The following is a 24,186-nucleotide window of genomic DNA, read 5'->3' as shown; positions in this document are numbered from 1 at the left end:
GCTACACGATTTTGTCCTTAAATCGATTCCGATTTAAGGGAATCATGCAGTAGTCACTCGCCGCGGAATCGGTAGAAATGCATCCGCGTGTCGCCAAAAACGCGCACATCAAGCAGCTCGAACTCTGCCGGCAGCCGCGGCTCAATGTCGGCCCGTTCCTCGAGAATTGCCAGAGCGCCGGGGACGAGCCACTTGCCCGCAGCGGCCGCCGCAAGTGCACGCTCGCCGAGCCCCTTGGCATAGGGCGGATCTGCAAAAACCAGATGAAACGGCTCCATCGTCCCGACCGGCCCAAGATCGGTGGCGTCGCGACGGAAAATCTTGGCGCGCCCCTGAAGTCCGAGCGTCTCGATATTCACCCGGAGCAGCCCCCTGCCCTCGACACCCTGCTCGACGAAGAGCGCCTGCCGACAGCCGCGCGACAAGGCCTCGAGGCCGACCGCACCGGTACCAGCAAAGAGATCGAGCACGCGGGTGCCGTCGAGCGCTTCCGGATAGGCGTGGCTCAAGATATTGAACAGGCTTTCACGCGTCCGATCGGTCGTCGGACGGATATCGTTGGACTTGGGCGTGGCCAGGACGCGGCCGCGAAACTCTCCCCCGACGATCCGCAAGGCCGATTACTTCCCCTTGCCCCGGGGCTTGCCGCCGCCGGGGCGGCCGCCCGGCTTGCCACCGCCCGGCTTGCCGCCGCGGGGGCCGCCGGAGCGCTGGCCTGGCGATTTCCCTTGACTGGGCTTGCCGGCCGGCTTTCCGCGCGGGCGGTCGCCGGAAGGGCGGTTGCCGCCCTCACGACCTTGAGGCCGATCGCCTTCGCTGCGGTTTGTGCGCGGCTTTCCGGAGAATGCGCGATTTTCGCCCCCGGCGCGTGCCGGGCGCTCAGCGCGCGTGCGTTCACTGCTTTCGCGCCGCGGCGGGCGATCGCCATGATCCCGCGATTTCCGTTCTGCTGGGTCAGGCCGGCGTCGGCCGAAGCCACCTTCGCGCGCGTCGTCCTTGCGGCGCACAGGTTCGCTGGCGCTGATCCAGTCTCCATCTTCATCGCCGCGCTTGACGACCGACCGCGGAGCGCGCTCCGGGCGGACAGCGCCCTTGGCTGCTGCGCCTTTGCGGTCGGGATCGAACTTTCCCGATGTCTTCGTCGCCAGGCCATCCTTGGTGCGGCCATAGCGTTTCGTCTTCGGTGCGCCTTCCGGACGCTCGCGGCGCACGGGAGTCGCCGCTTGATCATCCGCCGACTTCGGCTTCTTTTCGGCTATCGGGCGTGCGCCCGGCGCCATCCAGACGTTGGCGGTGCGGCTGCGCTTTGCCGGCACCCGAGCCGGGCGGTCGGCAGGTCGGCCGCCGGAACGCTCGCCACGATCGCGCGAACGGCCTTCGTCGCGCCGCGTGTCGAGGCGTGCAAGCGCACGCTCGCGCTTGTCCTCCGGCTTTTCGCGCCGCCCGGCGCGCTCCGCCTTGCCGGCATCCTCGGCAACCTCGTCACGATCACCCCTCTCGGCCGCCGGCTGATCATTGTAGAGAGGCGCGTCGAAATTCGCCTTCGCGTCCTCGATCAGGCGAGGGCCGAGCTGGTCCCGCAGCGTGCGACCACGAATTTCCTGAACTTGGCCTTCCGGCAGGTCGCCCAACTGGAAGGGACCATAGGAGATGCGGATCAGTCGGTTCACATCAAGACCAAGCGCGCCGAGCACGTTCTTGATCTCGCGGTTCTTGCCTTCGCGCAGACCCATGGTGATCCAGACGTTCGATCCCTGAACCCGGTCGAGCGTCGCCTCGATGGCTCCGTAGAGGACACCGTCGACGGCGATGCCGTCCTTCAGCCGATCGAGCGCTTCCTGATCGATCTCGCCGTGAGCGCGCACGCGATATCGACGCAGCCAGCCGGTGGACGGCAGCTCGAGCACGCGAGCGAGCCCCCCGTCATTGGTCAAGAGCAGCAGGCCTTCGGTGTTGATGTCGAGGCGGCCGATCGAAAGCACGCGCGGCAGCCCCTCCGGAAGGTTCTCGAAAACCGTCGGCCGGCCTTCCGGATCGGCGTTGGTCGTCACCAGCCCAGCGGGCTTGTGATAAAGCCAGAGGCGCGTACGTTCGATGCCGCGGATCGGGTGACCGTCGACCTCGATGCTGTCGGCAAGCGTTGCGTTGACGACAGGCGTGTCGAGCACGACGCCGTTGAGCTTGACGCGCCCTTCCATGATCATCCGCTCGACATCGCGGCGGGAGGCAACGCCGGCGCGCGAGAGGATCTTCGAGATGCGCTGCGGCTCATCCGCACCGGGCGCGCTTGCAGCCGGCCGAATGTTGGCGGACGGGGTGGCGCCCGTCTTCTTCTCACCGGAACGAGGTTTCTTTTCCCGGCCGTTGGTCTTGCCGCCGGGCCGCGTGGACTTGTCTTTGGATGTCATTTGTGTTGCCTGCCTTTTGCGGCTGTCCTATCAGGTCAAGCGCCGTGGGTTAAGAGAAATTATTGATCGAGCGATGACGGATACGACACGCTTCATGGATGCGGCCCTCAAGGAGGCCCGGCAAGCGGCAGCACGCGGGGAAGTGCCGATCGGCGCTGTCGTCGTGCTCGACGGCAAGATCGTCGCCGCTGCCGGAAACCGCACGCGCGAACTGAACGACGTCACCGCCCATGCCGAGATCGAGGCGATCCGGAAGGCCGCCGCGATTGTAGGCGGCGAACGGCTGACCGGTGCGGATCTCTACGTCACGCTGGAACCTTGCACCATGTGCGCCGCGGCGATCTCCTTCGCCCGAATACGCCGCCTCTATTACGGTGCGGAAGATCCGAAGGGCGGCGCGGTGGATAGCGGCGTCAGGTTCTATGCATCGCCCACCTGCCACCATGTTCCGGATGTCTATTCCGGCCTTTCCGAGCGGGAAGCCGCCGATATCCTTCGCGATTTCTTTGCCGGCAAGCGCTGAACGGTCGAGCGGTTAACTGTCGGCAAGGGCCTTGAGCGCCGCCCCCGCAAGCCGGTAGCGCTTCCATTCCGCCATGGGCTCCGCGCCGACTGCCTCATAAACCCGGATGGCCGGCTCGTTCCAATCGAGCACGCTCCATTCGAAGCGGCCGCAACCTTGCGCAAGGGCGATGCGCGCAAGATGTTTCAGAAGCAGCTTGCCGGCACCCGAACCGCGGTATTCAGGTGTGACATAGAGGTCTTCGAGATAAAGACCCTTGCGCGCTTGCCAGGTGGAAAAGCTATAGAACCAGATGGCGAAGCCGGCAGGCACGCCGTCGATCTCGCAAATCACCGCGTGGGCGACGGCGTTCGGACCGAAGAGCGAAGATTGCAAGAGCTCGATGGTCGCTTCGACCTCATGCCCCGCCTTTTCGTAGATCGCGAGCTCCGTGATGAAGCGCAGAATCGTCTCCGCGTCTTCCGGGACGGCGTTGCGAATGCTGGGCTTCATGGCTTAGAACGGCCAGTACCACTTGGTGCCGGAATTGGCGATCTGCGCCTCCTTCTTGCGGCGGCGTTCCTTCACCTTTTCCGGCTCGCCGAGATCCGTTTCGGCACCTTCCGGGAGACGACGATATTCGATCGGCGGATCGCTCAGGAAGCGACGCTTGTCCGAATACGCGCCCTGCTCGATCTTGCGGGCCTCGCGATAGGCCTCCTGCTGCTCCTTGGCCGAAAGGCGGCGGCCATTGGCGCTCGCCTTCGCCAGAGGCGAGACATAGTTGGGATCGTTCTTGTTGGCGTCCGCCTCGTCACGCAGGCGCTCACGGACCTCCTCCGGCGACTCGACCCACTGCGGGTTCGTTTCGCGGTTCGCCATTGACTGCTGCGGCTCGATCAGAGCTGTCTGCTGTCCCTGCGGCGGCAGCACGAGCGCCGGGCGGGGTTGATATTTGACCGGATCGCGCTTCGGCGGGGCAAGGCTCACGGCGCTGCCGAGGTCGTCAAGCAGTTGTTCGCCTGCCGACTTGTCCGTACCGTAGGTTGGACCACCGATGCAGCCCGAAAGCACCAAACCGCCCGCCACGATGGCGGCAATGCTGGCGACAACTCGCAACTCTCGCGTCATTTCCATGAATTTCCTTCCAGCCAGCCGCACCCCACATGCCGCGGCCACTCAGCGCCCCTTGGCCGAAAAATCCGCCAAATTTCGGGCAGGTTGTACCGGATGAACGCGACAAGCGCAATTCACCCGGCCAAACGGTGCGTCAAGGCTTGAATCCAAGCTCCCTCAGAGCCGAAGCATCGCGGGCGGAAACGTCCGGATAGAGCGGGTCGGAACCGACATCCGTGGTGATTCGCCAGGAACGAGCGCATTTCTGCCCCTCGGCCAGCCTCGGCACGACACTGACCTTGGCGACGTCCGGCAACGCGAAGGCATCGGCCGGTCCCTCGGAGCCGACGACCTCGATCGCCGATGTGATGCAGATCTCGGCAAAGTCCTGGCCTTCGAGCGCCTGGCGCAAATCCGCATCCGCAACATGGACGACGGGCGCCGCTTCCAGCGACGAGCCGATGCGCTTTTCCTTGCGCTCGATTTCGAGTGCACCGGTCACGACCTTGCGGACTTCGCGGATCTTGCGCCACTTCTCGGCGAGCGCGTCGTTACGCCACTCCGCCGGCACGGTCGGGAACTGCTCCAGATGCACCGAGACGGCTTCCGGGTTGCGGGAGAGCCAGGCTTCCTCGGTGGTGAAAGGCAGCATCGGAGCGAGCCAGGTAACCAGACAATCGAAAATCGTTCGGATGACGTGCAGCGCGGCGCGGCGACGGATCGAGGACGGTGCGTCGCAGTAGAGCGCGTCCTTGCGGATATCGAAGTAGAACGCCGACAGCTCGACATTCGAGAAATCGATAAGCGCACGGGCGATCCGCTTGAAGTCGAAGGCGTCGTAGCCGTCGCGCACCAGCCGGTCCAATTCGGCCAAACGGTGCAACATCAACTGTTCGAGTTCCGGCATGTCGGAAAGCGCGATCACCTCGCCCTTGTCATGAGCGAGCGTGCCGAGCATCCAGCGGATCGTGTTCCTGAGCTTGCGGTAGGCGTCGATGTTGGTCTGGATGATCGTCTTGCCGAGACGCTGATCCTCCCAATAGTCCGTCGTCATTACCCAGAGGCGCAGGATGTCGGCGCCGGCATCCTTCATCACCTCCTGCGGGGTGACGGTGTTGCCCTTCGACTTCGACATCTTCTCGCCCTTCTCATCCATGGTGAAGCCATGGGTGACAACGGCGTTGTACGGCGCGCGGCCGCGCGTCGCGCAGCTTTCGAGCAGCGACGAGTGGAACCAGCCGCGGTGCTGATCCGAGCCCTCGAGATAAACGTCGGCCGGCCACTTCAGGTCGGGGCGATCCTCCAGCGTGAAGGTATGGGTCGAACCGGAATCGAACCAGACGTCGAGAATGTCCATGACCTGATGCCACTTGGCATGGTCATGGTCGTTGCCGAGGAAACGCTCCTTGGCGCCTTCGGCGAACCAGGCGTCGGCGCCCTCCTTCTCGAAGGCTTCGAGGATCCGGGCGTTGACGGCGTCATCGATGAGGATTTCGCCCTGATCGTCGGCGAAGATCGCGATCGGCACGCCCCAGGCACGCTGGCGCGAAAGCACCCAGTCCGGCCGCTGCTCGATCATCGCACGCAGGCGGTTCTGGCCGGCGCCGGGCACGAAGCGCGTGCCGTCGATCGCCTTCAGGGCGCGCGAACGCAGGGTCGTGCCGTCGCCGAAGTCCTTGTCCATGTAGACAAACCATTGCGGCGTGTTGCGGAAGATGACCGGCTTCTTCGACCGCCAGGAATGGGGATAGGAGTGCTTCAAGCGGCCACGAGCAAATAGCGTGTGGCGGGCGATCAGCGCCTTGATGACGCGATCATTGGCGTCGCCCTTCTTGCCCTTGTCGTCGATGACGCGACCGGCTCCACCTTCCGCATCCGGACCGAAGCCGGGCGCATCGGCGGTGAAATAGCCGGCATCGTCGACCGTGAACGGGATCGCCGAGGAGATGCCGCGCGCTTCGAGTGCGCGGGCGCTGTCCATCCAGGCGTCAAAGTCTTCGCGGCCGTGACCGGGGGCCGTGTGAACAAAGCCCGTGCCGGCATCATCCGTCACGTGATCGCCGTCAAGCAGCGGCACGTGGAAGGCATAGCCGCCGCCGAGACCGTGGAGCGGATGGGCGCACGTGATCGCCGCAAGCTCGTCCGCTTCGACGTCGCGGACGAAGCTGAACGTCACCTTCGCCTTGGCAGCCGACTCTTCGGCAAGGCGCTTGGCAAAGATCAGCTTTTCGCCGGGCTGCGGACCATAGTCGTTTTCGGCGGTCGCGACCTCATAGAGGCCATAAGCGTAACGGGACGAATAGGCGATCGCGCGGTTGCCGGGGATCGTCCAGGGCGTCGTCGTCCAGATCACGACGAAAGCGCCTGCGAGTGCGTCCGGGCCCTCGGTGATCGGGAATTTTACCCAGATCATGTCGCTCTCGACATCGGCATACTCGACCTCGGCCTCGGCGAGCGCCGTGCGCTCGACCACCGACCACATGACCGGCTTCGAACCACGATAGAGCTGACCGGCCTTGGCGATCTTCATCAATTCGCCGGCGATGCGGGCTTCCGCATGGAAGTTCATCGTCGTGTAGGGCCGCTCGAAATCACCCTCGATGCCAAGGCGCTTGAACTCCTCGGTCTGGACCTCGATCCAGCCGCCGGCGAAGTCACGGCACTCCTTGCGGAACTCGTTGACCGGAACCTCGTCCTTGTTCTTGCCCTTCTCGCGGTACTTTTCCTCGATCTTCCACTCGATCGGCAGGCCGTGGCAGTCCCAGCCGGGAACGTAGTTGGCGTCGAAGCCACGCATCTGGAACGATCGGTTGATCACGTCCTTGAGGATCTTGTTCAGCGCATGGCCGATATGGATGTTGCCGTTGGCGTAGGGCGGACCGTCGTGCAGCACGAACTTCTCGCGGCCGGCAGCCGACGCCCGGAGCTTCTTGTAGAGGCCCATCTTCTGCCAGCGGGCAACCGTCTCCGGTTCCTTCTGCGGCAGACCGGCGCGCATCGGAAACTCCGTCTGCGGCAGATAGAGGGTAGAAGAATAATCGATCTTTTCAGCGGTTTCTGTCATGGTCTTTGCGTTCGTCTTTTCCGCGCGGGTATCGTCACGCATGCGGAACGGGTCTCTGTCTCGAAGATGACTTTGGGGGGCGTGGAAACGCCGAAATCCCGGACCCGCCGGCGGTCTAGCGCGCGCGGAGGGCCGGGCCAATAATTCGCTGATCGACGATCAATCGACGGTGCCGGGTCATAGTGGCCGGTTCTTTAAGGCGTTTTCAGCCTTTTGAAAAGGTCCGCCAACGTCGCATGGCCGAATTCTTTGGCTGCGAAAGGCCGGGCGCCTCCCGGCAGAGCTCAGGCGAAATTGAGTCTCCGGTCGATCTCGCTCAGGGGCTGGACGCCGGAAAGGAGCTGGCGCGCCTCCTCCTCGTCGCGCTTGATCTGCGCCATCAGCGGCTCCAATCCATCGAACTTGAGCTCATCGCGGAGATGGCCGAAGAAGGAGACACTGCAGACTTCGCCGTAAAGCTCACCGGAGTAGTCGAAGACGAAAGTCTCCAGCAGCGGCTCGCCATCGCTGTCGACGGTCGGGCGACGGCCGTAGCTTGCGACGCCGTCGTAAAGAGAGCCATCGGCGCGGCGGAACCGCACGGCGTAGATGCCGTTCTTGAGTTCCGCTTCGGGCGGCAGCCTCATATTGGCGGTCGGAAAGCCGAGCGAGCGTCCAAGCTTCTTGCCGCCGATCACTTCCGCCTCGACCGTGTGACGGTAACCGAGCAGTCCTGCCGCGTGCGCAACATCCCCTTCGGCGAGCAGGGAACGGATGAAGCTCGACGAGATCACCGAAGCGTTTTCATCGCGGAAGGCATCGACGAGCGTGACGCCAAAACCCTCCCGCTCGCCGGCCGCCATCAGGAATGCCGGGCCGCCTTCGCGCCCTTTGCCGAAATGGAAGTCGAAGCCGGTGACCACGTGGGATGCATGCAGCCATTCGCGCAGGATGCGATGGATGAAATCGGACGCGGAAAGCTGAGAGAAGGTCCGGTCGAAGGGGTATTCGATGACGGCGCCGAAGCCCATGCCTTCGAGGATGCGGGCCTTGAGCGGGGCGGGCGTCAGGCGGAAGACCGGCGTGTCCGGCCTGAAGACGGTGCGTGGATGCGGCTCGAAGGTCAGGACGAGCGCGGGAACGCTGCGTTTCGCCGCTTCGTCCAGCGCCCGGTTCAACACCGACTGATGTCCGCGGTGAACGCCATCGAAATTGCCGATCGCGATGACGCCGCCGCGCAGGCGCTCCGGAAGCGGATCACGGGTTTCGTTGCGATGAAAAACCGTCATGTCCGTCTTCCCGTCAGCCAAGCCGCGGCATCCACCACTTCGGCGCGGCCCCTTCCCTTTTCAGGAAGGCGGCAAGTTTCGCCTCGTCGGTGCGGCTTTCATGCATGTATTCCTGGGCATGAATTCCGGCGCTGATATAGAGCAGGTCGAAGCCCGCGTCCTGCGCCCCCTTGACGTCGGTCGGCATGCCGTCACCGATCGCGATGACGCGGGAGAGATCGAACGCACCGCGCACGGCCTTTGCCTCAGTCAGGGCGGCGCGGTAGATCGCGATGTAGGGCTTGCCGGCAATGCGCGCCTCGCCGCCCAGATCCTCATAGAGCTTGGCGATCGCACCGGCACAGGGGATCAGCCGATGCCCGCGCTCCACGACGAGGTCGGGATTGGCGCAGATGAACGGGATCTTGCGCTTGGCGAGTCCCGTCAATGTCGCGCGATAGTGTTCGGGCGTTTCGGTCTCATCGTCATAAAAGCCGGCGCAGACGATCGTCTCCGCGTCCTCCGCCGAAACGATCTCGGTACCTAGACCTTCGAGCAGAGGCAGGTCGCGCTCGGCTCCGATAAAGAAGATGCGTTTCGCGGCTTGCGAGATCAACGCCCGCGTGACGTCCCCTGATGTAACGATGCGATCGTAGGCTTCGTCGGGAACGCCAAGGCCGCGGATCTGCACCACGACGCCGGGATGCGGCCGCGGCGAATTGGTAATGAGGACGACAGTCAGGCCTTTTGCGCGCGCCTCTGCGAGAGCCTCGCAAGCCGAAGCGAAGGCCTGGACGCCATTGTGGAGCACGCCCCAGACATCGCAGAGCACCACGTCGTACCGGCTGGTGATTTCCCGAAAACTGTTGATCCTTACGGCCATATCGGCTTCCCGCAAACTCGGCTTCTCGGCTCACATCGCAAGGAAGGGCAAAGAATACAAGTCTCGCGTTCAGAAAAACGCGGCGCTTCCCAAGAATTCAGACGCACAATGCAGCCAGCGATCTCAGAAAAACCTGAGGAGCGCGTCGGCGGCGAATTCGTCGTCATTGCACACGTCGAAGATTACCCGGGCCGTCGCGATACCCGTTTGTCTGGGGAAATGGAATTGAACGAGGCCACCGTTGACGTCTTTGCATGGTTGCCATTGGATGCGGATTTTGGCGCGATGCCTCGCGTGGGCCGTCCCTCTCCCCATGCAATTGAACAACAAAGGGCTCGCGGCCCATCAACGATCACAACCGGCAAAAATTCTCTCGACCGATCCTTGACTCGTTCAGCGCACGGTCCTATTTCGGCGACGCTAGCACTCGTGAGATATGAGTGCTAACACTCATCCACCGGGTCGATGAACGATCCGCAATGTCATTTGATCGAGGGATTAGACAATGGCAAGCACCAACTTCCGTCCGCTGCACGACCGCGTTGTCGTCCGCCGCGTCGAGTCTGAGGAAAAGACCAAGGGCGGCATCATCATTCCGGACACCGCAAAGGAAAAGCCGCAAGAAGGCGAAATCGTGGCTGTCGGTTCGGGCGCCCGTGACGAAAGCGGCAAGGTTGTTCCGCTCGATGTCAAGGCTGGCGACCGCGTCCTGTTCGGCAAGTGGTCCGGCACCGAAGTCAAGATCAACGGCGAAGACCTTCTGATCATGAAGGAAGCCGACATCATGGGCATCATCGGCTGATCGGCCGGCACCCTCCAACTTCCGTAATTTGAAACCGGGCCCGTCCCGGAACTTCGAAACCAGGAGCTTTCAAAAATGGCAGCTAAAGAAGTCAAGTTCGGCCGTACCGCGCGCGAAAAGATGCTGCGCGGCGTCGACATCCTCGCCGATGCAGTCAAGGTAACGCTCGGCCCGAAGGGTCGTAACGTCGTCATCGACAAGTCCTTCGGCGCTCCGCGCATCACCAAGGACGGCGTTTCGGTCGCCAAGGAAATCGAACTCGAAGACAAGTTCGAGAACATGGGCGCCCAGATGGTCCGCGAAGTCGCTTCGAAGACCAACGACATCGCCGGCGACGGCACGACGACCGCGACCGTTCTCGCTCAGGCGATCGTTCGCGAAGGCGCCAAGGCAGTTGCTGCCGGCATGAACCCGATGGACCTGAAGCGCGGCATCGACCTCGCCGTCACCGAAGTCGTCAAGGACCTGCTTGCCAAGGCCAAGAAGATCAACACCTCGGAAGAAGTCGCCCAGGTCGGCACCATCTCCGCAAACGGTGAAAAGCAGATCGGCCTCGACATTGCAGAAGCAATGCAGAAGGTCGGCAACGAAGGCGTCATCACGGTTGAAGAAGCCAAGACCGCTGAAACCGAACTCGAAGTCGTCGAAGGCATGCAGTTCGACCGCGGCTACCTGTCGCCCTACTTCGTCACCAACCCGGAAAAAATGGTCGCGGACCTCGAAGACGCTTTCGTTCTCCTGCACGAGAAGAAGCTCTCGAACCTCCAGGCCATGCTCCCGGTTCTCGAATCCGTCGTCCAGACCGGCAAGCCGCTGCTCATCATCGCTGAAGACGTCGAAGGCGAAGCGCTCGCAACGCTCGTCGTCAACAAGCTGCGCGGTGGCCTGAAGATCGCTGCTGTCAAGGCTCCGGGCTTCGGCGACCGCCGCAAGGCCATGCTCGAAGACATCGCGATCCTGACGGGCGGCACGGTGATCTCCGAAGACCTCGGTATCAAGCTTGAAAACGTCACGCTCGACATGCTCGGCCGTGCGAAGAAGGTTTCGATCTCCAAGGAAAACACGACGATCGTCGATGGTGCCGGCCAGAAGTCGGATATCGAAGGCCGCGTTGCCCAGATCAAGGCCCAGATCGAAGAAACCACTTCGGATTACGATCGCGAGAAGCTGCAGGAGCGCCTGGCAAAGCTCGCTGGCGGTGTTGCCGTTATCCGCGTCGGCGGTGCGACGGAAGTCGAAGTGAAGGAAAAGAAGGACCGCATCGACGACGCTCTCAACGCGACGCGCGCTGCCGTTCAGGAAGGTATCGTACCGGGCGGCGGCGTCGCCCTGCTGCGCTCTTCCGTCAAGATCACCGTCAAGGGTGAAAACGACGACCAGGAAGCCGGCATCAACATCGTTCGCCGCGCTCTGCAGGCTCCGGCCCGCCAGATCGCTGAAAATGCTGGTGATGAAGCCTCCATCGTTGTCGGCAAGATCCTCGAGAAGAACACCGACGACTTCGGCTACAACGCACAGACCGGTGAATATGGCGACATGATCGCCATGGGTATCATCGACCCGGTCAAGGTCGTTCGCACCGCCCTGCAGGACGCAGCCTCGGTTGCTGGCCTTCTCGTCACCACCGAAGCCATGATTGCCGAGCTGCCGAAGAAGGACGCTCCGGCAATGCCTGGCGGCATGGGCGGAATGGGTGGAATGGACATGATGTGATAAGGCGAAAGCCTTAGCACAGCGATGTTTCCGGTACCGGAACTGAGAGGGCGGCTTCGAGCCGCCCTTTTTGCTTTTCGTCAAACCAAATGATGCATCTCGAACAAGGCACTGCGAAAAAGAAACGGCAGCCCAAAACAGTGCAAAAAACCGTTGAAGTTGTAAAAAAACGAACTATAACAACGCGCCAAGTGAACACCAGATTCACGCGAAGGTGGAGAGCGGCCACGAACTGAACGAGCATCTGCTCGCTTTTGGCTTGTGTACCTGGTCCGAGTAAAGAACATCATCGCCAAAGCTTTTTTGATATTTGCTCGCAACATGGCCGACCTTCTTGCGAAATGATTTCGCTTGACGGGCTGTCTTTCCCGCGTCGAACCAATCGACCAAGAGATCAGCATGGCACGAGTGGCTTGGCCCTCGGATCAACGGCAGCGAGCGGTCCTTTTTCGAATGCGTCTGTCCGGACTTAGATACCGGCTGTTCGCTCTGCATGTTTCCTTAAATCGTTGCCGATTCAAGGATAAAACATCCGGCAATTCAAAGTGCTATAGCGGCCTTGCGCGTCTGATAGGACGCGCCGCGTTGCAGGGCATATCTGGGGCAAGTCGTGTTTAAGATCGCAAGAACAAATTCCCTGTCCTCCGGCATTCACGGCTTGCCACATCAGGAAATACCTGCGCAGTTCTGCGTTTCCGAGGGCTGGTCCGGTGATCTCACCACGGGTCTCTTCGTACTCGGCGACAAGGCCGCAGCGATTCACGGTCTGCGAGAGAACGAGTGCGGATTGCTCAATTTCGTCCGCTGTTACGATCCGGCCGATCGCAATCACGTGCTCGAACTTTTCGAGCAGGCGGCAACGTCTTCCTCGACCTTCTGCTTTTCCACGACGATCATCCTCGAAACCGGGCAAAGGCAGCCGCTCTTCTGCATCGGCGAGTCGTCTGGACTTGAAGAGCGCTATTCCGGCTCGATGCTTGGGGTCTTCTTTTTCCCGCGCTTTCTGATCGAGGGCCCGCAGGCGATGGTGCGGCAATAATCATTCACTGCTTCATTGAAACAGCAGATGGCCTAACTCTCTGAAACTACGCAAGCCTTGGGGTATGCACTTTCCTTCGACCTCCGGCCGGCCGCCGCAGTCGCATCAAGCGACGGCAGCTTGTACTCGCGTGCCCGGGGCTGCGGCGATGGGCGCTGGGCGCCCGAGCAGATAGCCCTGAGCCTCGTCGCAACCCTCCGCTTGAAGGATGTCGAGCTGTTTTTGCGTTTCGACGCCCTCGGCAAGGACCGGCACGGAGAGGCTTTGCCCGAGGGCGAGGATGGCCCGGACGATCGCCTTGGCCTGGGGGCTTCCTTCGACCTCCCACATGAAGCTCTTGTCGAGCTTGATCTTGTCGAAGGGGAACGACCGCAATGTTTCGAGCGACGAGTAACCGGTGCCGAAGTCATCGATGGCGATGGTGACTCCAAGCTCCTTGATCTGGCGGAGCGTCAGCAGCGCGCGCTCCTTGTCGTCGATAATGGTGGACTCGGTGATTTCGAGTTCGAGCCGCTTCGGGCTGAGCCCGGTTTCCGCGAGCACCTGCTGGACGAGGCTGACGATGTCACCATTGGCCAACTGCACCGGCGAGATATTGACGGCAATCTTGTGTTGGCCACCCCATCCGGCCGCCTCGCGGCATGCCTCGCGCAGGACCCATTCACCGATCGGCAGGATCGCACCGCATTCTTCGGCCAGCGGGATGAATTCATTCGGCGGGACCATGCCGCGTTCGGGATGATGCCAGCGCAGCAGCACTTCATAGCCGGTGACGTCGCCGGTCATCACCGATTTCTGCACCTGATAGTGAAGCGCCAGCTGGCCCTTCTCGACCGCGTCCCAGAGATCGTTTGCAAGAGCCCGGCGCTTGCGGGCAGCCTCGTCCATCGAGACCTCGTAGAAGCAGACCGCCTGGTTCAATGCCGCCTTGGCGCGATACATGGCGAGATCGGCATTGTTGATCAGCGTGTCGGCGGTTTCGGCGTCCTGCGGATAGATCGCAACGCCCATGCTACCGCCGGATTTCAGCTCGAAATCACCGAAGCGCATTTCCTCGTGCAGGCAATTTTCAATGCGCCGCAGGAAATCATGGAGCTCGGTGAGTTCCTCGAAGCGCTTCACCGCCGCAAACTCGTCGCCGCCGAAACGGGCAACGAACTCGCCCTCCTGAAGTAGCGCCTTCATCCGCTGCGCGATCGTGACCAGCACGAAGTCGCCCGCGGCATGACCATGCAAATCGTTGACTTCCTTGAACTTGTTCAGGTCAAGGCCGATGACGGCCACCTTGCGCGAGAACCAGGCAGCGGCATCGAGCTCCTCCTCGAGGTAGCTGTTGAACTGCAGCCGATTGGGTAGCCCCGTCAGACTGTCGTGTCGGGCGAGGAACGAAATCTGTTCCTCGGAGTCCAGTCGCTCGGTGATGTCCTCATAGGTGGAGACCCAGCCGCCATCCGGCAACATGCGGTGCTTCGTCAGGATGGAACGTCCGTTCGGCAGCTTCTCGACAAGGTCGGCTCCGCCCGTGCCGACAATGTCGATGCGGTGTTTCTGATAAGCCGCATCGGCTCTGGCCTTGGCCACCGCCGGGTCAGGATAGGCGCTGGCAGATGCCCGCTCGAGAATTTCCCGGAAAGTCACGCCCTTGCCGGCCATCGATTCGGAGAGATTGAAGATCTCGAGGCAACGCCTGTTCGAAATCAGCAGGCGGTCGGCCTTGTCGAACAGACATATGCCCTGCGTCATGTTCTCCAGCGCGATGTCGAGATTCTTGCTGACTTCGGCGATACGATCGGCGTTCGCCTTTTCCTTGGAAATGTCCTTGGCAATCTTGATGAAGCCGCCGTGCCGTCCGGCTTCATCGATGATCGGTTCGATCACCACGTGCGCCCAGTAGCGGGTGTCATCTTTGCGATAGCGCCAGCCTTCCGTCTCGTATTTTCCATCGAGAAGGGCGAGACGCAGCGCCTGTTGCGGCAGGTTGGCCTGCCTTTCTTCCGGTGCGTAGAAGCAGGCGAAATTCTTGCCGATGATCTCCGCGGCAGTGTATCCCTTGTTCGCCTCAGCACCGGCATTCCAACTGGTCACGTGGCCATCGATGTCGAGCATGCAGATCGCATAGTCCTTGACGCTCCGGACGAAGCGGGAAAACTCCTTCTCCGACGCGGCCGCCAGGACCTCCGCCTGACGGGCGAAACCGGCCGCAGTCAGAACGATCGACAGCAGGAAGAATGCCGTTCCTGCAATGACGAAGGCCAAGAGATGCGGCTGCAGCATGCCTATGCCCGCCTCAGCCACGGGGCCGGCTTCGATCGTCACGGCGGCCATCGCCGTAAAATGCAGCGTCACGATCCCAAGCGTCATCGCGGACGTCGCAAGCAACTTGGCCCTCAGCGGCTGGTCGCCGCGGGCGACTGCGAAAAGCGCGGCCACATCGAACAGCGATCCGGCAAGGATCGAAGAGACGACGAGCGTCGCGTCCCAGCGAATGAAGCCGGGGACGTCCAGCGCAGCCATGCCGAGAAAATGCATGGAGGCAACGCCGGCGCCAAGCACCAGCCCGCCGAACAGCCAGCCGGCGCGCCCCGCCACATAGGTCGCGATGCCGAGGGCCGATACCGTCAGCACAATTGCCGCCGCCAGCGACAGGATCATGAGGTTCGTCTGATAGCCGACCAAGACACCCGGATCATAGGCAAGCATCGCAATGAAGTGGGTTGCCCATATCCCGAAGCCGCTGGCGATGCCGGCGGCGGCGATCCAGGTCGCCCGTGGCCCACCGACCGCAGCGCGCGCACGCTGAAGCAAGGTGACAGCGCCGAAACTCGACAGGAAGCAAATCAACGCCGCCAGCACGACCATTCGCGGATCGTGTTCCACCACGAGGCATGTCAGGATCTTGAACATAACAGATCGCCCAAATAACCACTGCACGGACGCAGGTCACCTGCTCCGGCTCGCCATCTGTTGACGTTTCGCGGTTTAAAGAAGCGTGAAAACCCGACGAAGAGGGCCATTCCGAAACGGAACGGTGCTTTCTTCGTTAACAGATCGAGAATTCCGGGCGATGTCGCCGGCTAAATGAGCAGTGACTTGAGGTCAGTGTCAGGATCGGCGAGTTTCGCTCGATCCGGTGTTGTTCCGCTTTCGAGCAGCTTCTTTCCCGTCACATAGGCCTTGGCGTCGTTTATGGCATCGACGGCGATGAACTTGCCCTGGCGGAAATACCAGACCGATACGCTGCCTTCGCGCTGGCCCGGACGGACCAGCGTTTCGTCGTGGCCGAGACCGAAGCCGGCGATCTGGAGCTTCACGTCGTACTGGTCCGACCAGAACCAGGGCTTCGGATCGTAGGGCTCGGAGCTGCCGGCGAGGATGGCGGCAATCGCCTCCGCCTGGTCAACGGCGTTCTGAACCGATTCCAGGCGGATCCGCATGCCTTGCCACGGTAGGACCGCACAGTCACCCATGGCAAAGATCGCAGGATCGGAAGTTCGGCCGTAGCTGTCAACGATGATGCCGTTGGAGGTCTCCAAGCCCGCGTCATGCGCCAGAGCATCGTTGGCGCTGACGCCGATGCCGACGATCACCACGTCGACCGGGATCGTTGAGCCGTCCGCCAGTTCAGCGGCCGTCACGCGCCCATTGTCGCCGATCAGGCGGTGGAGGCCCATGCCCTCGCGGATTTCGACGCCGCGGGCGCGATGAATCTCGCGAACGATCGCGGATGTCGCGGCCGAGGCCACCCGTTGCAGGATACGGTCCGCCATTTCGATGACGGTCACCTCCATGCCGCAGGTGCGGGCGACCGCGGCGGCCTCAAGGCCGATATAGCCCCCGCCCACCACCAGTGCACGGCGACCGGGGCGCATCTCCTCGGCGAGCAGATCGGCATCCTTGAAATCCCGCACGACGTAGACGCCGGCAAGATCGCCACCGACCGAGGCCGGCAGCCGCCGCGGCGCCGCCCCGGTCGCGAAGGCAAGCGTCTCGTAACCGAGCACCGATCCGTCGCCCAAACTCACCTGCTTTTGCCCGCGGTCGATGCGTGTGACGGTGGTCGAAAGGCGAATGTCGATGTCGTGCTCCGAATACCAGGCCTCCGGCCGATAGAGCAGCCGGTCGAGCGTCATTTCGCGGAGCAGATATTTCTTGGAAAGGGGTGGCCGCTGGTAGGGAAGGCTTGCCTCAGAAGACACGATCGTCACTGGCCGCTCGTCCTTCAAAGCGCGAAGTTTGGCAACCAACGCGAAGGCGGCCTGACCGCCGCCGATAACAACAAGTCTTCCCGACACCTGCTTCCCCGTCTCTACTGCATGATTCCTCAAATCGGTATCGATGTGAGGATAAAATCATGCCGATTCAAAGCGCTACAGCGATCTTTGCACGCCTCGGAAACGCACGGCGCTGTAGACACTGCTTTAGCAAGCCGTACCCTTTCCGCCCGAGCTTCGTCAACTCGGGCGGAATGGCAGGACCGCCAGGGGATCAGGGCTTGCGCGGGATTTCCATCCCCTTCTGCGCGGCCGGCCGCGCGAGGCCGCGATCGACCCAGGCCATGACATTCGGGAAACTCTCGTATTCGAGCACTTCCGCGCCGCCATAGAATCTGCGCGCGCCCTCGACCCAGGGGTAGGTGGCAATATCGGCGATCGTGTATTCGTCGCCCATCAGCCACTGCCGGCCTCTCAGCCGCGTCTCGAGCACGCCGAGCAGGCGCTTCGATTCATCGCGGTACCGCTCCATCGGATAGGAGTTGTTGGCAACCCTTTCGGCCGCGAACTTGAAGAAATGCCCGAACTGACCGAGCATCGGACCAACACCGCCCATCTGGAACATCACCCAGCAAAGCGTCTCGTAGCGGCCGGCGGCATCCGCCGGGATAAGCTTTCCCGTCTTTTCTGCCAGATAAACCAGGATCGCACCGGATTCGAAAAGACCGATCGGCTTTCCGCCGGGCCCGTTCGGATCGATGATCGCCGGGATGCGGCCGTTCGGGTTGAGCGACAGGAATTCGGGCGACTTCTGTTCGTTGGCATCGAACGCAATGCGATGCGGCTCGTAGGGCAGGCCCAGTTCTTCCAGGGCAATGGAAATCTTCACGCCGTTCGGGGTCGGCAGCGAATAGAGCTGGATGATATCCGGGTTGGTTGCCGGCCAGCGGGTCGTGATCGGGAAAGAGGAAAGATCAGCCATAAGGATGCCTCGAGGTGGGATGGCGAAGGTGGGATGTGCCGCCCCTACATAGGTCGTCGCAATTGCAATTGTCAGCACCCGAGGTGAAATTTCCTGCGTGACACCTGAGGCTCGCCGCGGGCTCTCAGAGCGCGGCGCGGACGGCTGCCACGATCCGGTCAATGACGGGATCGCCCGCATGGGCCGCCTTCCGCGCCCTGACGAGGCAGGCTTCCGACCGCAGGATCACACCGTCCGAAAGGATCTTGAGATGGTTCGCCTTCAGCGTCGAACCGGTCGAGGTGATGTCGACGATGATGTCCGCGGAACCGGAAGCCGGCGCGCCTTCGGTCGCGCCCAGACTTTCGACAATACGATAGAGCTGGATGCCATGGCTTCCGGAGAAAAACTGCTGGGTCAGGCGCCAGTATTTGGTGGCGATTGCCAGCCTGCGGCCGTGACGTGCACGGAAATCGGCGGCGACGTCGCCGAGGTCCGCCATGGTATCGACGTCATACCAGATTTCCGGTACGGCCACGACGACATCGGCATGGCCGAAGCCGAGCCGGGCGCAGAATTCCACACGCGCATCCGCGTCGGCCAAGCCCTCGCGAACGAGGTCTTCACCGGTGACGCCGAAATCGACGGCGCCGCTGCCGATCTCGCGAGAGATTTCCGAGGCCGAAAGAAAGGCAATCTCGACGTCGTCCCAGCCTTCGACCCGGCCCCGGTAGGAACGATCGTTGCCGACCGCGACAATCTTCATTCCGGCCCGCTCGAAGATCGCCGAAGCATCATCCTTCATCCGCCCCTTCGAAGGCAGTGCAATCGTCACCGTCAATTCGCGCCCCCTGCGGCAGAAACCGCCTGCTCGATCCGGTCAAGCCACAGGGAGAAGCCGACTGCCGGAATATGTTCACGGGCGCCCAGAAGCGTCAGCAGGCGGTCGAAGCGTCCACCACCGGCGAGAACGGCCGCCATGCCTTCGACCTCGATCTCGAAGACGAGGCCGGTATAATAGTCGAGCGGACGACCAAAGGCGGCGCGATAGCGGACGAGACTGATGTCGGCGCCCGCCTGAGAAAGTGCAGCGACGCGCGCGTCGAAAAGCGCCAATGCGGCTTCGATCTTCAACCCCGACTTTGCAGCGAAGCGGAAAAGTGCGGCCGGCGCATCGGCGAGCGGCAGGTTCAGCGTCAGGAATTCGCGCATGACGGCGAGCGTGACCTTGTCCAGCCGCGTGTTCGCCAGTTCCATTTTTTCCTTCAGGCGGCGAGCGATGTCGCGCGGCGACCGGCTGGCATTGGTGGAGTAGCCGGTTGCCTCCATGGTCTCGCCGATAAGGGCAACGAGCCGATCCTCGTCCTCCAGCATGCCCATGATCGCAAGCCGCTCGACCTCGTGACCGAAGACACCTGCGGATTTCGGATCGGCGAGTTCCGCCAGAAGTTTCTGCAGCTGCTTCGGCTCGCCGAAGGCATGGATCAGCCGCTTCTGCCAGCCGCCAGGCAGCCCGCAGGCTCCGACAACCGCTTCGAACACCGATTGGTCGCCCAGCGTCACCTTAAGGCGCCGTCCCGGCAACCTGTTCGCAAGAACCTGCATCGCGTTGCTCACGGCCCGCGCGTCCGCCCGCGCGGTGTCCGGCTCGCCGAGATCCTCGATGCCCGCCTGATAGAACTCGCTCGACCCCTCGCGCCGCTGGCGGAACACTTCGCCGAGGTAGGCATAGCGCTGCGGCGTGCCGGTCGCCGTCTCGATATGACGAAGGCAAACGGGGATCGTAAATTCAGGACGAAGGCAAAGGCTCTCGCCCGTCTCGCTCTGGGTCAGGAAAATGCGACGCCGCAGGTCTTCGCCTGCCATGTCGAGAAAGGGTTCGGCCGGCTGGATCACCGGCGTATCGACGCGCAGGGTCTCCATCCGCTCGAAATCGGCAAGCAGGTCGCCAGCAAAGGCGGGGAGGTTGATCAGAGGCATCGCGTTCAGTTCGCCTTCGTTCGGTCCTCAGCCTGCGCCGCCAGCATCTCCCGCACCTTCTCTACCAGATCGCTCTCCGGCACGGAAATCTGGGCAACACGCGCCTCGCGCCAGGTAACATTGTCCTGGATTTCGCCCGAGAGACGCTTGCCTTCGATCAGGTCCTTGACCTGCACGACCCCCGAAGCGCGTTCATCGCCGCCCTGGATGATCGCCAGCGGGGAACCGCGGCGGTCGGCATATTTCAACTGATCGCCGAAATTCTTCTTGTTGCCCTGGTACATCTCGGCCCGGATGCCGGCGTGGCGCAGCTCCTGGACGAAGCGCTGGTAGCGGCCCATGCTCTCGATGTCACGATCCATGACGCAGACGACCACGGGCGCGATCACGTCCTCGGTCCCAAGCTTGCCAAGGTTTTTCAGCGCCGTCATCAGTCGCGATACACCGATCGAGAAGCCGGTTGCCGGCACCGGCTGCCCCATGAAGCGCGAGACGAGGCCATCATAGCGGCCGCCGCCGCCAACGGAGCCGAAGACGACCTTCTCGCCCTTCTCGTTCGTCACCGCAAACTGCAACTCGGCCTCGAAGACGGGGCCGGTATAGTATTCGAGGCCACGCACGACCGAGGGGTCGATCTTGATGCGGTCCGCTTCATAGCCTGCGCTGAGCACGAGGCTGCGGATCGTATTGAGTTCGTCGACGCCCTCTCCGCCCTTGGCGGTTCCGGCAACGAGTTCGGCGAGCTCGGCGGCGCTCTTCGCATAGTCAGTGATGCCAACGAAAAACAGGATCTTGCGGATCTGCTCGTCATTCAGGCCCGCACCCTTGGTGAAATCGCCGCTCTCATCCTTGCGGCCTTCGCCGAGCAGCAGTCGCACACCTTCGGGGCCGAACTTGTCGAGCTTGTCGATTGCACGCAAAACCGTCAGACGCGCATTCGCATGCTCGTCACCACCAAGACCGATCGCCTCGAGCACACCGTCGAGAACCTTGCGGTTGTTGACACGGATCACATAGTCGCCGCGCTGAATGCCGAGCGCTTCCATGGTGTCGGCCATCATCATGCACATCTCGGCATCGGCCTGGACGCCCGCCGCACCGACCGTGTCGGCGTCGAACTGCATGAACTGGCGGAAGCGTCCCGGTCCCGGCTTCTCGTTGCGGAAGACGTAGCCCGCCCGATAGGTCCGATAGGGAAGCTGGATCTCGTTGAAGTTCTCCGCCACGTGGCGCGCCAGCGGCGCCGTCAGGTCGTAGCGCAGGCTCATCCACTGGTCGTCGTCGTCCGTCAGCGAGAAGACGCCTTCGTTCGGCCGATCGCTGTCGGGAAGGAATTTTCCCAGTGCATCTGTATATTCGAACATCGGCGTTTCCACCGGATCGAAACCGTAGCGCTCGTAGACCTCCTGGATCTTGGCAATCATTTCGTCGACGGCGCGGATATCCGCCGCCGAACGATCGACAAAGCCGCGCGGCAGGCGCGCCTTGAGCTTCTGCGGTTTCTTCTGCTTTTCGTTCATGAAGAGTATTCCGGACTGTCAAATTCGGTCGGTGCATTCCCTACCGGATCACGTCAAGGGCGGCAAGGGCAGCGGGCACAAAGCGCGCGCATACCGGCCCACTGAGAGCCCCTTCGACGCGTGTCCCCGCTCTACGGCGTTCTGTCGCATGGTACGGCCTCCCCAATAACACATCCGTGATTGTACTTGTCGCTATGTTCTCCTATAGGTTAAGCGCTGGTCGGTCGGGTTGTCCGGCACTGCGACGCAAGGGTTTCAGTGGAGATTTTGGCGGCATGCTGAAATTTGTGAATCCCGGTGACGGGGCCGTCAAGCCCGCCCATCTGCAGGCACATGAAGGCTGGACGCGCGATCTGGAGCGCGGGGATTATCTCGTCGAGCCGTGGCGCTGCCACCTTGCCAGCGGCACATTCCTTCTGGGACCGCGAACGCTCGCGCTTCTCGGCGCGTCGCGAAATCCGTGCGGCATCGTCGACCTGTTGCGCGTCCACGACGGAGACGACAGATCGATAATTCTGAACATACTGGAGCAGGCGACCGGGGCAGCCTCCTCCTTCTGCTTCGCCACGCTCGTGCGTGGTCCATCTGGCCAGTCGGCGCCGCTCTGTTGCGTCGGAAATTCGACGCTTGCCAGCGAAGTTGGAGACGGCGCGCTGGAGGGCGTATTTGCTTTTCCTCGGCGCGCGGATGCGTTGGGGGTGTGACGGCGCCCGCCAACACCTCTTCCACTTGCTGCAACTTAACCTATCTTACAGGCATGCTGCGCCGCCTCGCCCTCGTTCTGCTGTTCCTGTCCGCGCCCTTGGTCGGCGCCCTGTCGGCCGCGACACAGGCCCGGGATGTCGCTACCGCGGGCATGGGGCACCATCATCTGGCGGCCGTTGCCGCGGATCATCACGCTTCCGGCCATCACGCTTCGGGCCATGACGTGCGTTGCGCGGCGGGGGAGCGCTGCAACCTTCCAACAAAGCTGCTGCATCCCGTGCTTTGCGCGGCGTGTCTGGCAATCAGCCCCGCACAGTCCAAAGTGACGCCGCCGGAAACCCCGTCCAGTCGCTTTTCCTTGCGCCACTACGCGGCGCCCGACGACGTAAACGCGAGACCGCCGGTCCCGCCGCCCAAGCCCTTCCTTTCAGCCTAGATCACAATGATTTTAGGTCGAATCGACCTAAAATCCATAAACGTGATCGATTCTAATGAGTTAGAGCGGAATGCGGGCGGAAAACCGTCCACACTTTTCCTCATCCCGCTCTAGAACGCCGCGGTTGTTCGACCCCCCCCCCGAGGACGTCTGAAACATCTCTCCGCTTTTCGGCGCCTCCGCCGGGAAACGGACAAACCCGCAAATCGCGGACGAGCATCCGCGAATAACGGATAAGATTTCGAAAGGAAAACATCATGCCCCTGAAAACCATCACCGCCGCCTTGATGTTGACGGCACTTGCCGCCGCTCCTTCGTTCGCACAGGAGAGCGGCCACGTGCATGGCTCAATGGAAGCCCCAAACACGACGGGCGACACGTCACCGTCCAGCAAGGCCTTCGCCATAGCAAACGCCAAGATGCACAAAGACATGGACATTGCCTTCACCGGCAAAACCGACCTCGACTTCGTGCGCGGCATGATTGCCCACCACCAGGGAGCGATCGACATGGCAAAGATCGAATTGGAACACGGCAAGGATGAAGAAATCCGCAAGCTGGCGGAAAACATCATCAAAGCCCAGGAAGCCGAGATCAAGGTGATGAAGGAATGGCTCGCCAAGAACGGCGGCTAAACGAAGAAAGGGGTTTCCCGCCGGCACACTCTGCTCTTGAACAAGGCAAGTACCTGACGGGAGAGGTTGCCGGCGCCTCGGTTTACGCGGACTGGCGCGCCGGCCTTTTGAATTGTTGCCGCATATCCTCGATGTTCGCGCGGCAAAAGCAGCCTTCGATATGGTCGTTGACGAGGCCTATCGCCTGCATGAAGGCATAGATCGTCGTCGGTCCGACAAAGGTCCAGCCGCGTTTCTTCAAATCCTTCGAAATGCGCGTCGACGTGGCGGTCGTCGGATTGGCGATCAAGGCCTCGTAGCTCACGATCTTCGGACGCTCGCTCTGGTCCGGCTCATGGGACCAGAAATAGGAGGCAAGCGATCCGAATTCCGCGCGCAGTTCCTTGGCGCGCCGCGCGTTGTTGATGGTCGAGACGATCTTGCCGCGGTGGCGCACGATGCCGGTGTCGGCGAGGCAACGCTCGATATCGTCCGCGCCGAATTCGGCAACCCGGTCGAAATCGAAGCCGGCGAATGCCGCGCGAAACGCTTCGCGCTTCCGCAGGATCGTCAACCACGATAGCCCGGACTGAAAACCCTCCAGGCAGATCTTCTCGAACAGCCGGTGGTCGTCCGTAACAGGCCGGCCCCACTCCTCGTCGTGATAGCGCCGATAGTCCTCGAGATTGCCGTGCCAGGCGCAACGATCAAGTCCATCATCTCCGGTAATCAAGCCTTTCGCGGCCATTGTCTCTTTCTCGCTTCAGTTGCTCTTTTGTTCTGTTTACCACTCTGAAACCACTTTCATAAAGTGGCCGATAACCCTACCCGGAGCTTTATCTACGCGCCGGCCTTTTAATGAATGGCCGTTTACCTTTCGGTGGCAACGCGGTGCCACGATCCGGCCATTGCCAGGCATCTCGGCAGGTGAAAGCGCCGCTTTCCCGGCCGCGAAGCCGTTGTTGAAGATTTTTGGCGTAATGTA

22 protein-coding genes are annotated in these 24,186 nt (G+C 62.0%); 6 read left to right on the top strand and 16 right to left on the bottom strand.

Features of this window, described 5'->3' with window-relative positions; all coding sequences use genetic code 11:
* Positions 1-53: 53 nt before the first annotated feature.
* Complete coding sequence (rsmD, locus tag QA637_RS02040) at positions 54-614, bottom strand: 16S rRNA (guanine(966)-N(2))-methyltransferase RsmD (RefSeq protein WP_153438193.1); 561 nt, start codon at positions 612-614, stop codon at positions 54-56.
* Positions 615-620: 6 nt separating this feature from the next.
* Positions 621-2,408: a pseudouridine synthase gene (locus tag QA637_RS02035; RefSeq protein ID WP_153438195.1), complete on the bottom strand. Its 1,788-nt coding sequence runs from the start codon at positions 2,406-2,408 to the stop codon at positions 621-623.
* A gap of 73 nt (positions 2,409-2,481) precedes the next feature.
* Here QA637_RS02035 and QA637_RS02030 point away from each other — a divergent pair, with 73 nt between their 5' ends.
* Positions 2,482-2,931, top strand: coding sequence for a nucleoside deaminase (locus tag QA637_RS02030; RefSeq protein WP_153438197.1), 450 nt, complete (start codon positions 2,482-2,484; stop codon positions 2,929-2,931).
* Positions 2,932-2,943: 12 nt separating this feature from the next.
* Here QA637_RS02030 and QA637_RS02025 read toward each other — a convergent pair whose 3' ends face one another.
* The 5 genes from QA637_RS02025 to QA637_RS02005 all read right to left on the bottom strand — a co-directional run bounded on the left by QA637_RS02025 (position 2,944) and on the right by QA637_RS02005 (position 9,220).
* Complete coding sequence (locus QA637_RS02025) at positions 2,944-3,423, bottom strand: GNAT family N-acetyltransferase (protein WP_153438199.1); 480 nt, start codon at positions 3,421-3,423, stop codon at positions 2,944-2,946.
* 3 nt (positions 3,424-3,426) lie between these two features.
* Entirely contained in the window at positions 3,427-4,047 is a 621-nt protein-coding gene (locus QA637_RS02020; RefSeq protein ID WP_153438201.1) for a hypothetical protein, read from the bottom strand.
* A 133-nt stretch (positions 4,048-4,180) separates the two neighbouring features.
* Positions 4,181-7,090 (bottom strand): isoleucine--tRNA ligase, encoded by a 2,910-nt coding sequence (ileS, locus tag QA637_RS02015; protein WP_283065051.1) that lies wholly within the window; start codon positions 7,088-7,090, stop codon positions 4,181-4,183.
* 284 nt (positions 7,091-7,374) lie between these two features.
* Complete coding sequence (locus QA637_RS02010) at positions 7,375-8,358, bottom strand: bifunctional riboflavin kinase/FAD synthetase (protein ID WP_153438203.1); 984 nt, start codon at positions 8,356-8,358, stop codon at positions 7,375-7,377.
* 13 nt (positions 8,359-8,371) lie between these two features.
* On the bottom strand, positions 8,372-9,220 hold the full coding sequence (locus QA637_RS02005) for a TIGR01459 family HAD-type hydrolase (RefSeq protein ID WP_153438205.1): 849 nt from the start codon (positions 9,218-9,220) through the stop codon (positions 8,372-8,374).
* Positions 9,221-9,725: 505 nt separating this feature from the next.
* Here QA637_RS02005 and groES point away from each other — a divergent pair.
* Both groES and groL read left to right on the top strand, forming a co-directional pair.
* On the top strand, positions 9,726-10,022 hold the full coding sequence (groES, locus tag QA637_RS02000) for a co-chaperone GroES (protein WP_012706990.1): 297 nt from the start codon (positions 9,726-9,728) through the stop codon (positions 10,020-10,022).
* Positions 10,023-10,097: 75 nt separating this feature from the next.
* Positions 10,098-11,735, top strand: coding sequence for a chaperonin GroEL (gene groL / locus QA637_RS01995; RefSeq protein WP_153438207.1), 1,638 nt, complete (start codon positions 10,098-10,100; stop codon positions 11,733-11,735).
* A gap of 204 nt (positions 11,736-11,939) precedes the next feature.
* On the opposite strand, the gene QA637_RS01990 is transcribed toward groL, so the two are convergent.
* The gene (locus QA637_RS01990) at positions 11,940-12,230 is read right to left on the bottom strand and encodes a hypothetical protein (protein ID WP_153438209.1); all 291 of its coding nucleotides are present in this window, start codon (positions 12,228-12,230) and stop codon (positions 11,940-11,942) included.
* A 115-nt stretch (positions 12,231-12,345) separates the two neighbouring features.
* On the opposite strand from QA637_RS01990, the gene QA637_RS01985 reads away from it, so the two are divergent.
* Complete coding sequence (locus QA637_RS01985; RefSeq protein WP_184108441.1) at positions 12,346-12,774, top strand: hypothetical protein; 429 nt, start codon at positions 12,346-12,348, stop codon at positions 12,772-12,774.
* 105 nt (positions 12,775-12,879) lie between these two features.
* On the opposite strand, the gene QA637_RS01980 is transcribed toward QA637_RS01985, so the two are convergent.
* The 6 genes from QA637_RS01980 to hisS all read right to left on the bottom strand — a co-directional run bounded on the left by QA637_RS01980 (position 12,880) and on the right by hisS (position 21,446).
* A complete protein-coding gene (locus QA637_RS01980; RefSeq protein ID WP_153438213.1) occupies positions 12,880-15,678 on the bottom strand; it encodes a bifunctional diguanylate cyclase/phosphodiesterase in 2,799 nt (932 codons plus the stop codon).
* A 170-nt stretch (positions 15,679-15,848) separates the two neighbouring features.
* The gene (locus QA637_RS01975) at positions 15,849-17,066 is read right to left on the bottom strand and encodes an NAD(P)/FAD-dependent oxidoreductase (protein ID WP_184108440.1); all 1,218 of its coding nucleotides are present in this window, start codon (positions 17,064-17,066) and stop codon (positions 15,849-15,851) included.
* Positions 17,067-17,259: 193 nt separating this feature from the next.
* Positions 17,260-17,967: a glutathione binding-like protein gene (locus QA637_RS01970; protein WP_153438217.1), complete on the bottom strand. Its 708-nt coding sequence runs from the start codon at positions 17,965-17,967 to the stop codon at positions 17,260-17,262.
* Between the two features lie 124 nt (positions 17,968-18,091).
* Positions 18,092-18,787: an ATP phosphoribosyltransferase gene (hisG, locus tag QA637_RS01965; RefSeq protein WP_153438219.1), complete on the bottom strand. Its 696-nt coding sequence runs from the start codon at positions 18,785-18,787 to the stop codon at positions 18,092-18,094.
* A complete protein-coding gene (locus tag QA637_RS01960; RefSeq protein ID WP_153438221.1) occupies positions 18,784-19,926 on the bottom strand; it encodes an ATP phosphoribosyltransferase regulatory subunit in 1,143 nt (380 codons plus the stop codon). Before QA637_RS01960 ends, hisG begins: the two co-directional genes overlap by 4 nt.
* A gap of 5 nt (positions 19,927-19,931) precedes the next feature.
* A complete protein-coding gene (hisS, locus tag QA637_RS01955) occupies positions 19,932-21,446 on the bottom strand; it encodes a histidine--tRNA ligase (RefSeq protein ID WP_153438223.1) in 1,515 nt (504 codons plus the stop codon).
* 275 nt (positions 21,447-21,721) lie between these two features.
* On the opposite strand from hisS, the gene QA637_RS01950 reads away from it, so the two are divergent.
* The gene (locus tag QA637_RS01950; RefSeq protein ID WP_153438225.1) at positions 21,722-22,150 is read left to right on the top strand and encodes a hypothetical protein; all 429 of its coding nucleotides are present in this window, start codon (positions 21,722-21,724) and stop codon (positions 22,148-22,150) included.
* Between the two features lie 35 nt (positions 22,151-22,185).
* Here the strand turns inward: QA637_RS01950 and QA637_RS01945 are convergent, their stop codons facing one another.
* Entirely contained in the window at positions 22,186-22,371 is a 186-nt protein-coding gene (locus tag QA637_RS01945) for a hypothetical protein (RefSeq protein WP_153438227.1), read from the bottom strand.
* Between the two features lie 473 nt (positions 22,372-22,844).
* Between QA637_RS01945 and copM the strand changes: the two genes are divergently transcribed.
* The gene (gene copM / locus QA637_RS01940) at positions 22,845-23,222 is read left to right on the top strand and encodes a CopM family metallochaperone (RefSeq protein ID WP_153438229.1); all 378 of its coding nucleotides are present in this window, start codon (positions 22,845-22,847) and stop codon (positions 23,220-23,222) included.
* An 82-nt stretch (positions 23,223-23,304) separates the two neighbouring features.
* Here copM and QA637_RS01935 read toward each other — a convergent pair whose 3' ends face one another.
* Positions 23,305-23,949, bottom strand: coding sequence for a DNA-3-methyladenine glycosylase I (locus QA637_RS01935; RefSeq protein ID WP_153438231.1), 645 nt, complete (start codon positions 23,947-23,949; stop codon positions 23,305-23,307).
* Between the last annotated feature and the right edge of the window lie 237 nt (positions 23,950-24,186).

Source organism: Sinorhizobium terangae (assembly GCF_029714365.1).
Taxonomy (GTDB): Bacteria; Pseudomonadota; Alphaproteobacteria; order Rhizobiales; family Rhizobiaceae; genus Sinorhizobium; species Sinorhizobium terangae.
This window is presented reverse-complemented; position numbering and strand designations above follow the sequence as displayed.

What these genes read in the sequence shown, in the direction of transcription:
- QA637_RS02035 (WP_153438195.1), bottom strand. Translation starts at nt 2,408, where the DNA reads ATGACATCCAAAGACAAGTCCACGCGGCCCGGCGGCAAGACCAACGGC.
- QA637_RS02030 (WP_153438197.1), top strand. Translation starts at nt 2,482, where the DNA reads ATGACGGATACGACACGCTTCATGGATGCGGCCCTCAAGGAGGCCCGG.
- QA637_RS02025 (WP_153438199.1), bottom strand. Translation starts at nt 3,423, where the DNA reads ATGAAGCCCAGCATTCGCAACGCCGTCCCGGAAGACGCGGAGACGATT.
- QA637_RS02020 (WP_153438201.1), bottom strand. Translation starts at nt 4,047, where the DNA reads ATGGAAATGACGCGAGAGTTGCGAGTTGTCGCCAGCATTGCCGCCATC.
- ileS (WP_283065051.1), bottom strand. Translation starts at nt 7,090, where the DNA reads ATGACAGAAACCGCTGAAAAGATCGATTATTCTTCTACCCTCTATCTG.
- QA637_RS02010 (WP_153438203.1), bottom strand. Translation starts at nt 8,358, where the DNA reads ATGACGGTTTTTCATCGCAACGAAACCCGTGATCCGCTTCCGGAGCGC.
- QA637_RS02005 (WP_153438205.1), bottom strand. Translation starts at nt 9,220, where the DNA reads ATGGCCGTAAGGATCAACAGTTTTCGGGAAATCACCAGCCGGTACGAC.
- groES (WP_012706990.1), top strand. Translation starts at nt 9,726, where the DNA reads ATGGCAAGCACCAACTTCCGTCCGCTGCACGACCGCGTTGTCGTCCGC.
- groL (WP_153438207.1), top strand. Translation starts at nt 10,098, where the DNA reads ATGGCAGCTAAAGAAGTCAAGTTCGGCCGTACCGCGCGCGAAAAGATG.
- QA637_RS01990 (WP_153438209.1), bottom strand. Translation starts at nt 12,230, where the DNA reads ATGCAGAGCGAACAGCCGGTATCTAAGTCCGGACAGACGCATTCGAAA.
- QA637_RS01980 (WP_153438213.1), bottom strand. Translation starts at nt 15,678, where the DNA reads ATGTTCAAGATCCTGACATGCCTCGTGGTGGAACACGATCCGCGAATG.
- QA637_RS01970 (WP_153438217.1), bottom strand. Translation starts at nt 17,967, where the DNA reads ATGGCTGATCTTTCCTCTTTCCCGATCACGACCCGCTGGCCGGCAACC.
- QA637_RS01960 (WP_153438221.1), bottom strand. Translation starts at nt 19,926, where the DNA reads ATGCCTCTGATCAACCTCCCCGCCTTTGCTGGCGACCTGCTTGCCGAT.
- hisS (WP_153438223.1), bottom strand. Translation starts at nt 21,446, where the DNA reads ATGAACGAAAAGCAGAAGAAACCGCAGAAGCTCAAGGCGCGCCTGCCG.
- QA637_RS01950 (WP_153438225.1), top strand. Translation starts at nt 21,722, where the DNA reads ATGCTGAAATTTGTGAATCCCGGTGACGGGGCCGTCAAGCCCGCCCAT.
- QA637_RS01945 (WP_153438227.1), bottom strand. Translation starts at nt 22,371, where the DNA reads ATGGCCCGAAGCGTGATGGCCGGAAGCGTGATGATCCGCGGCAACGGC.
- copM (WP_153438229.1), top strand. Translation starts at nt 22,845, where the DNA reads ATGCCCCTGAAAACCATCACCGCCGCCTTGATGTTGACGGCACTTGCC.
- QA637_RS01935 (WP_153438231.1), bottom strand. Translation starts at nt 23,949, where the DNA reads ATGGCCGCGAAAGGCTTGATTACCGGAGATGATGGACTTGATCGTTGC.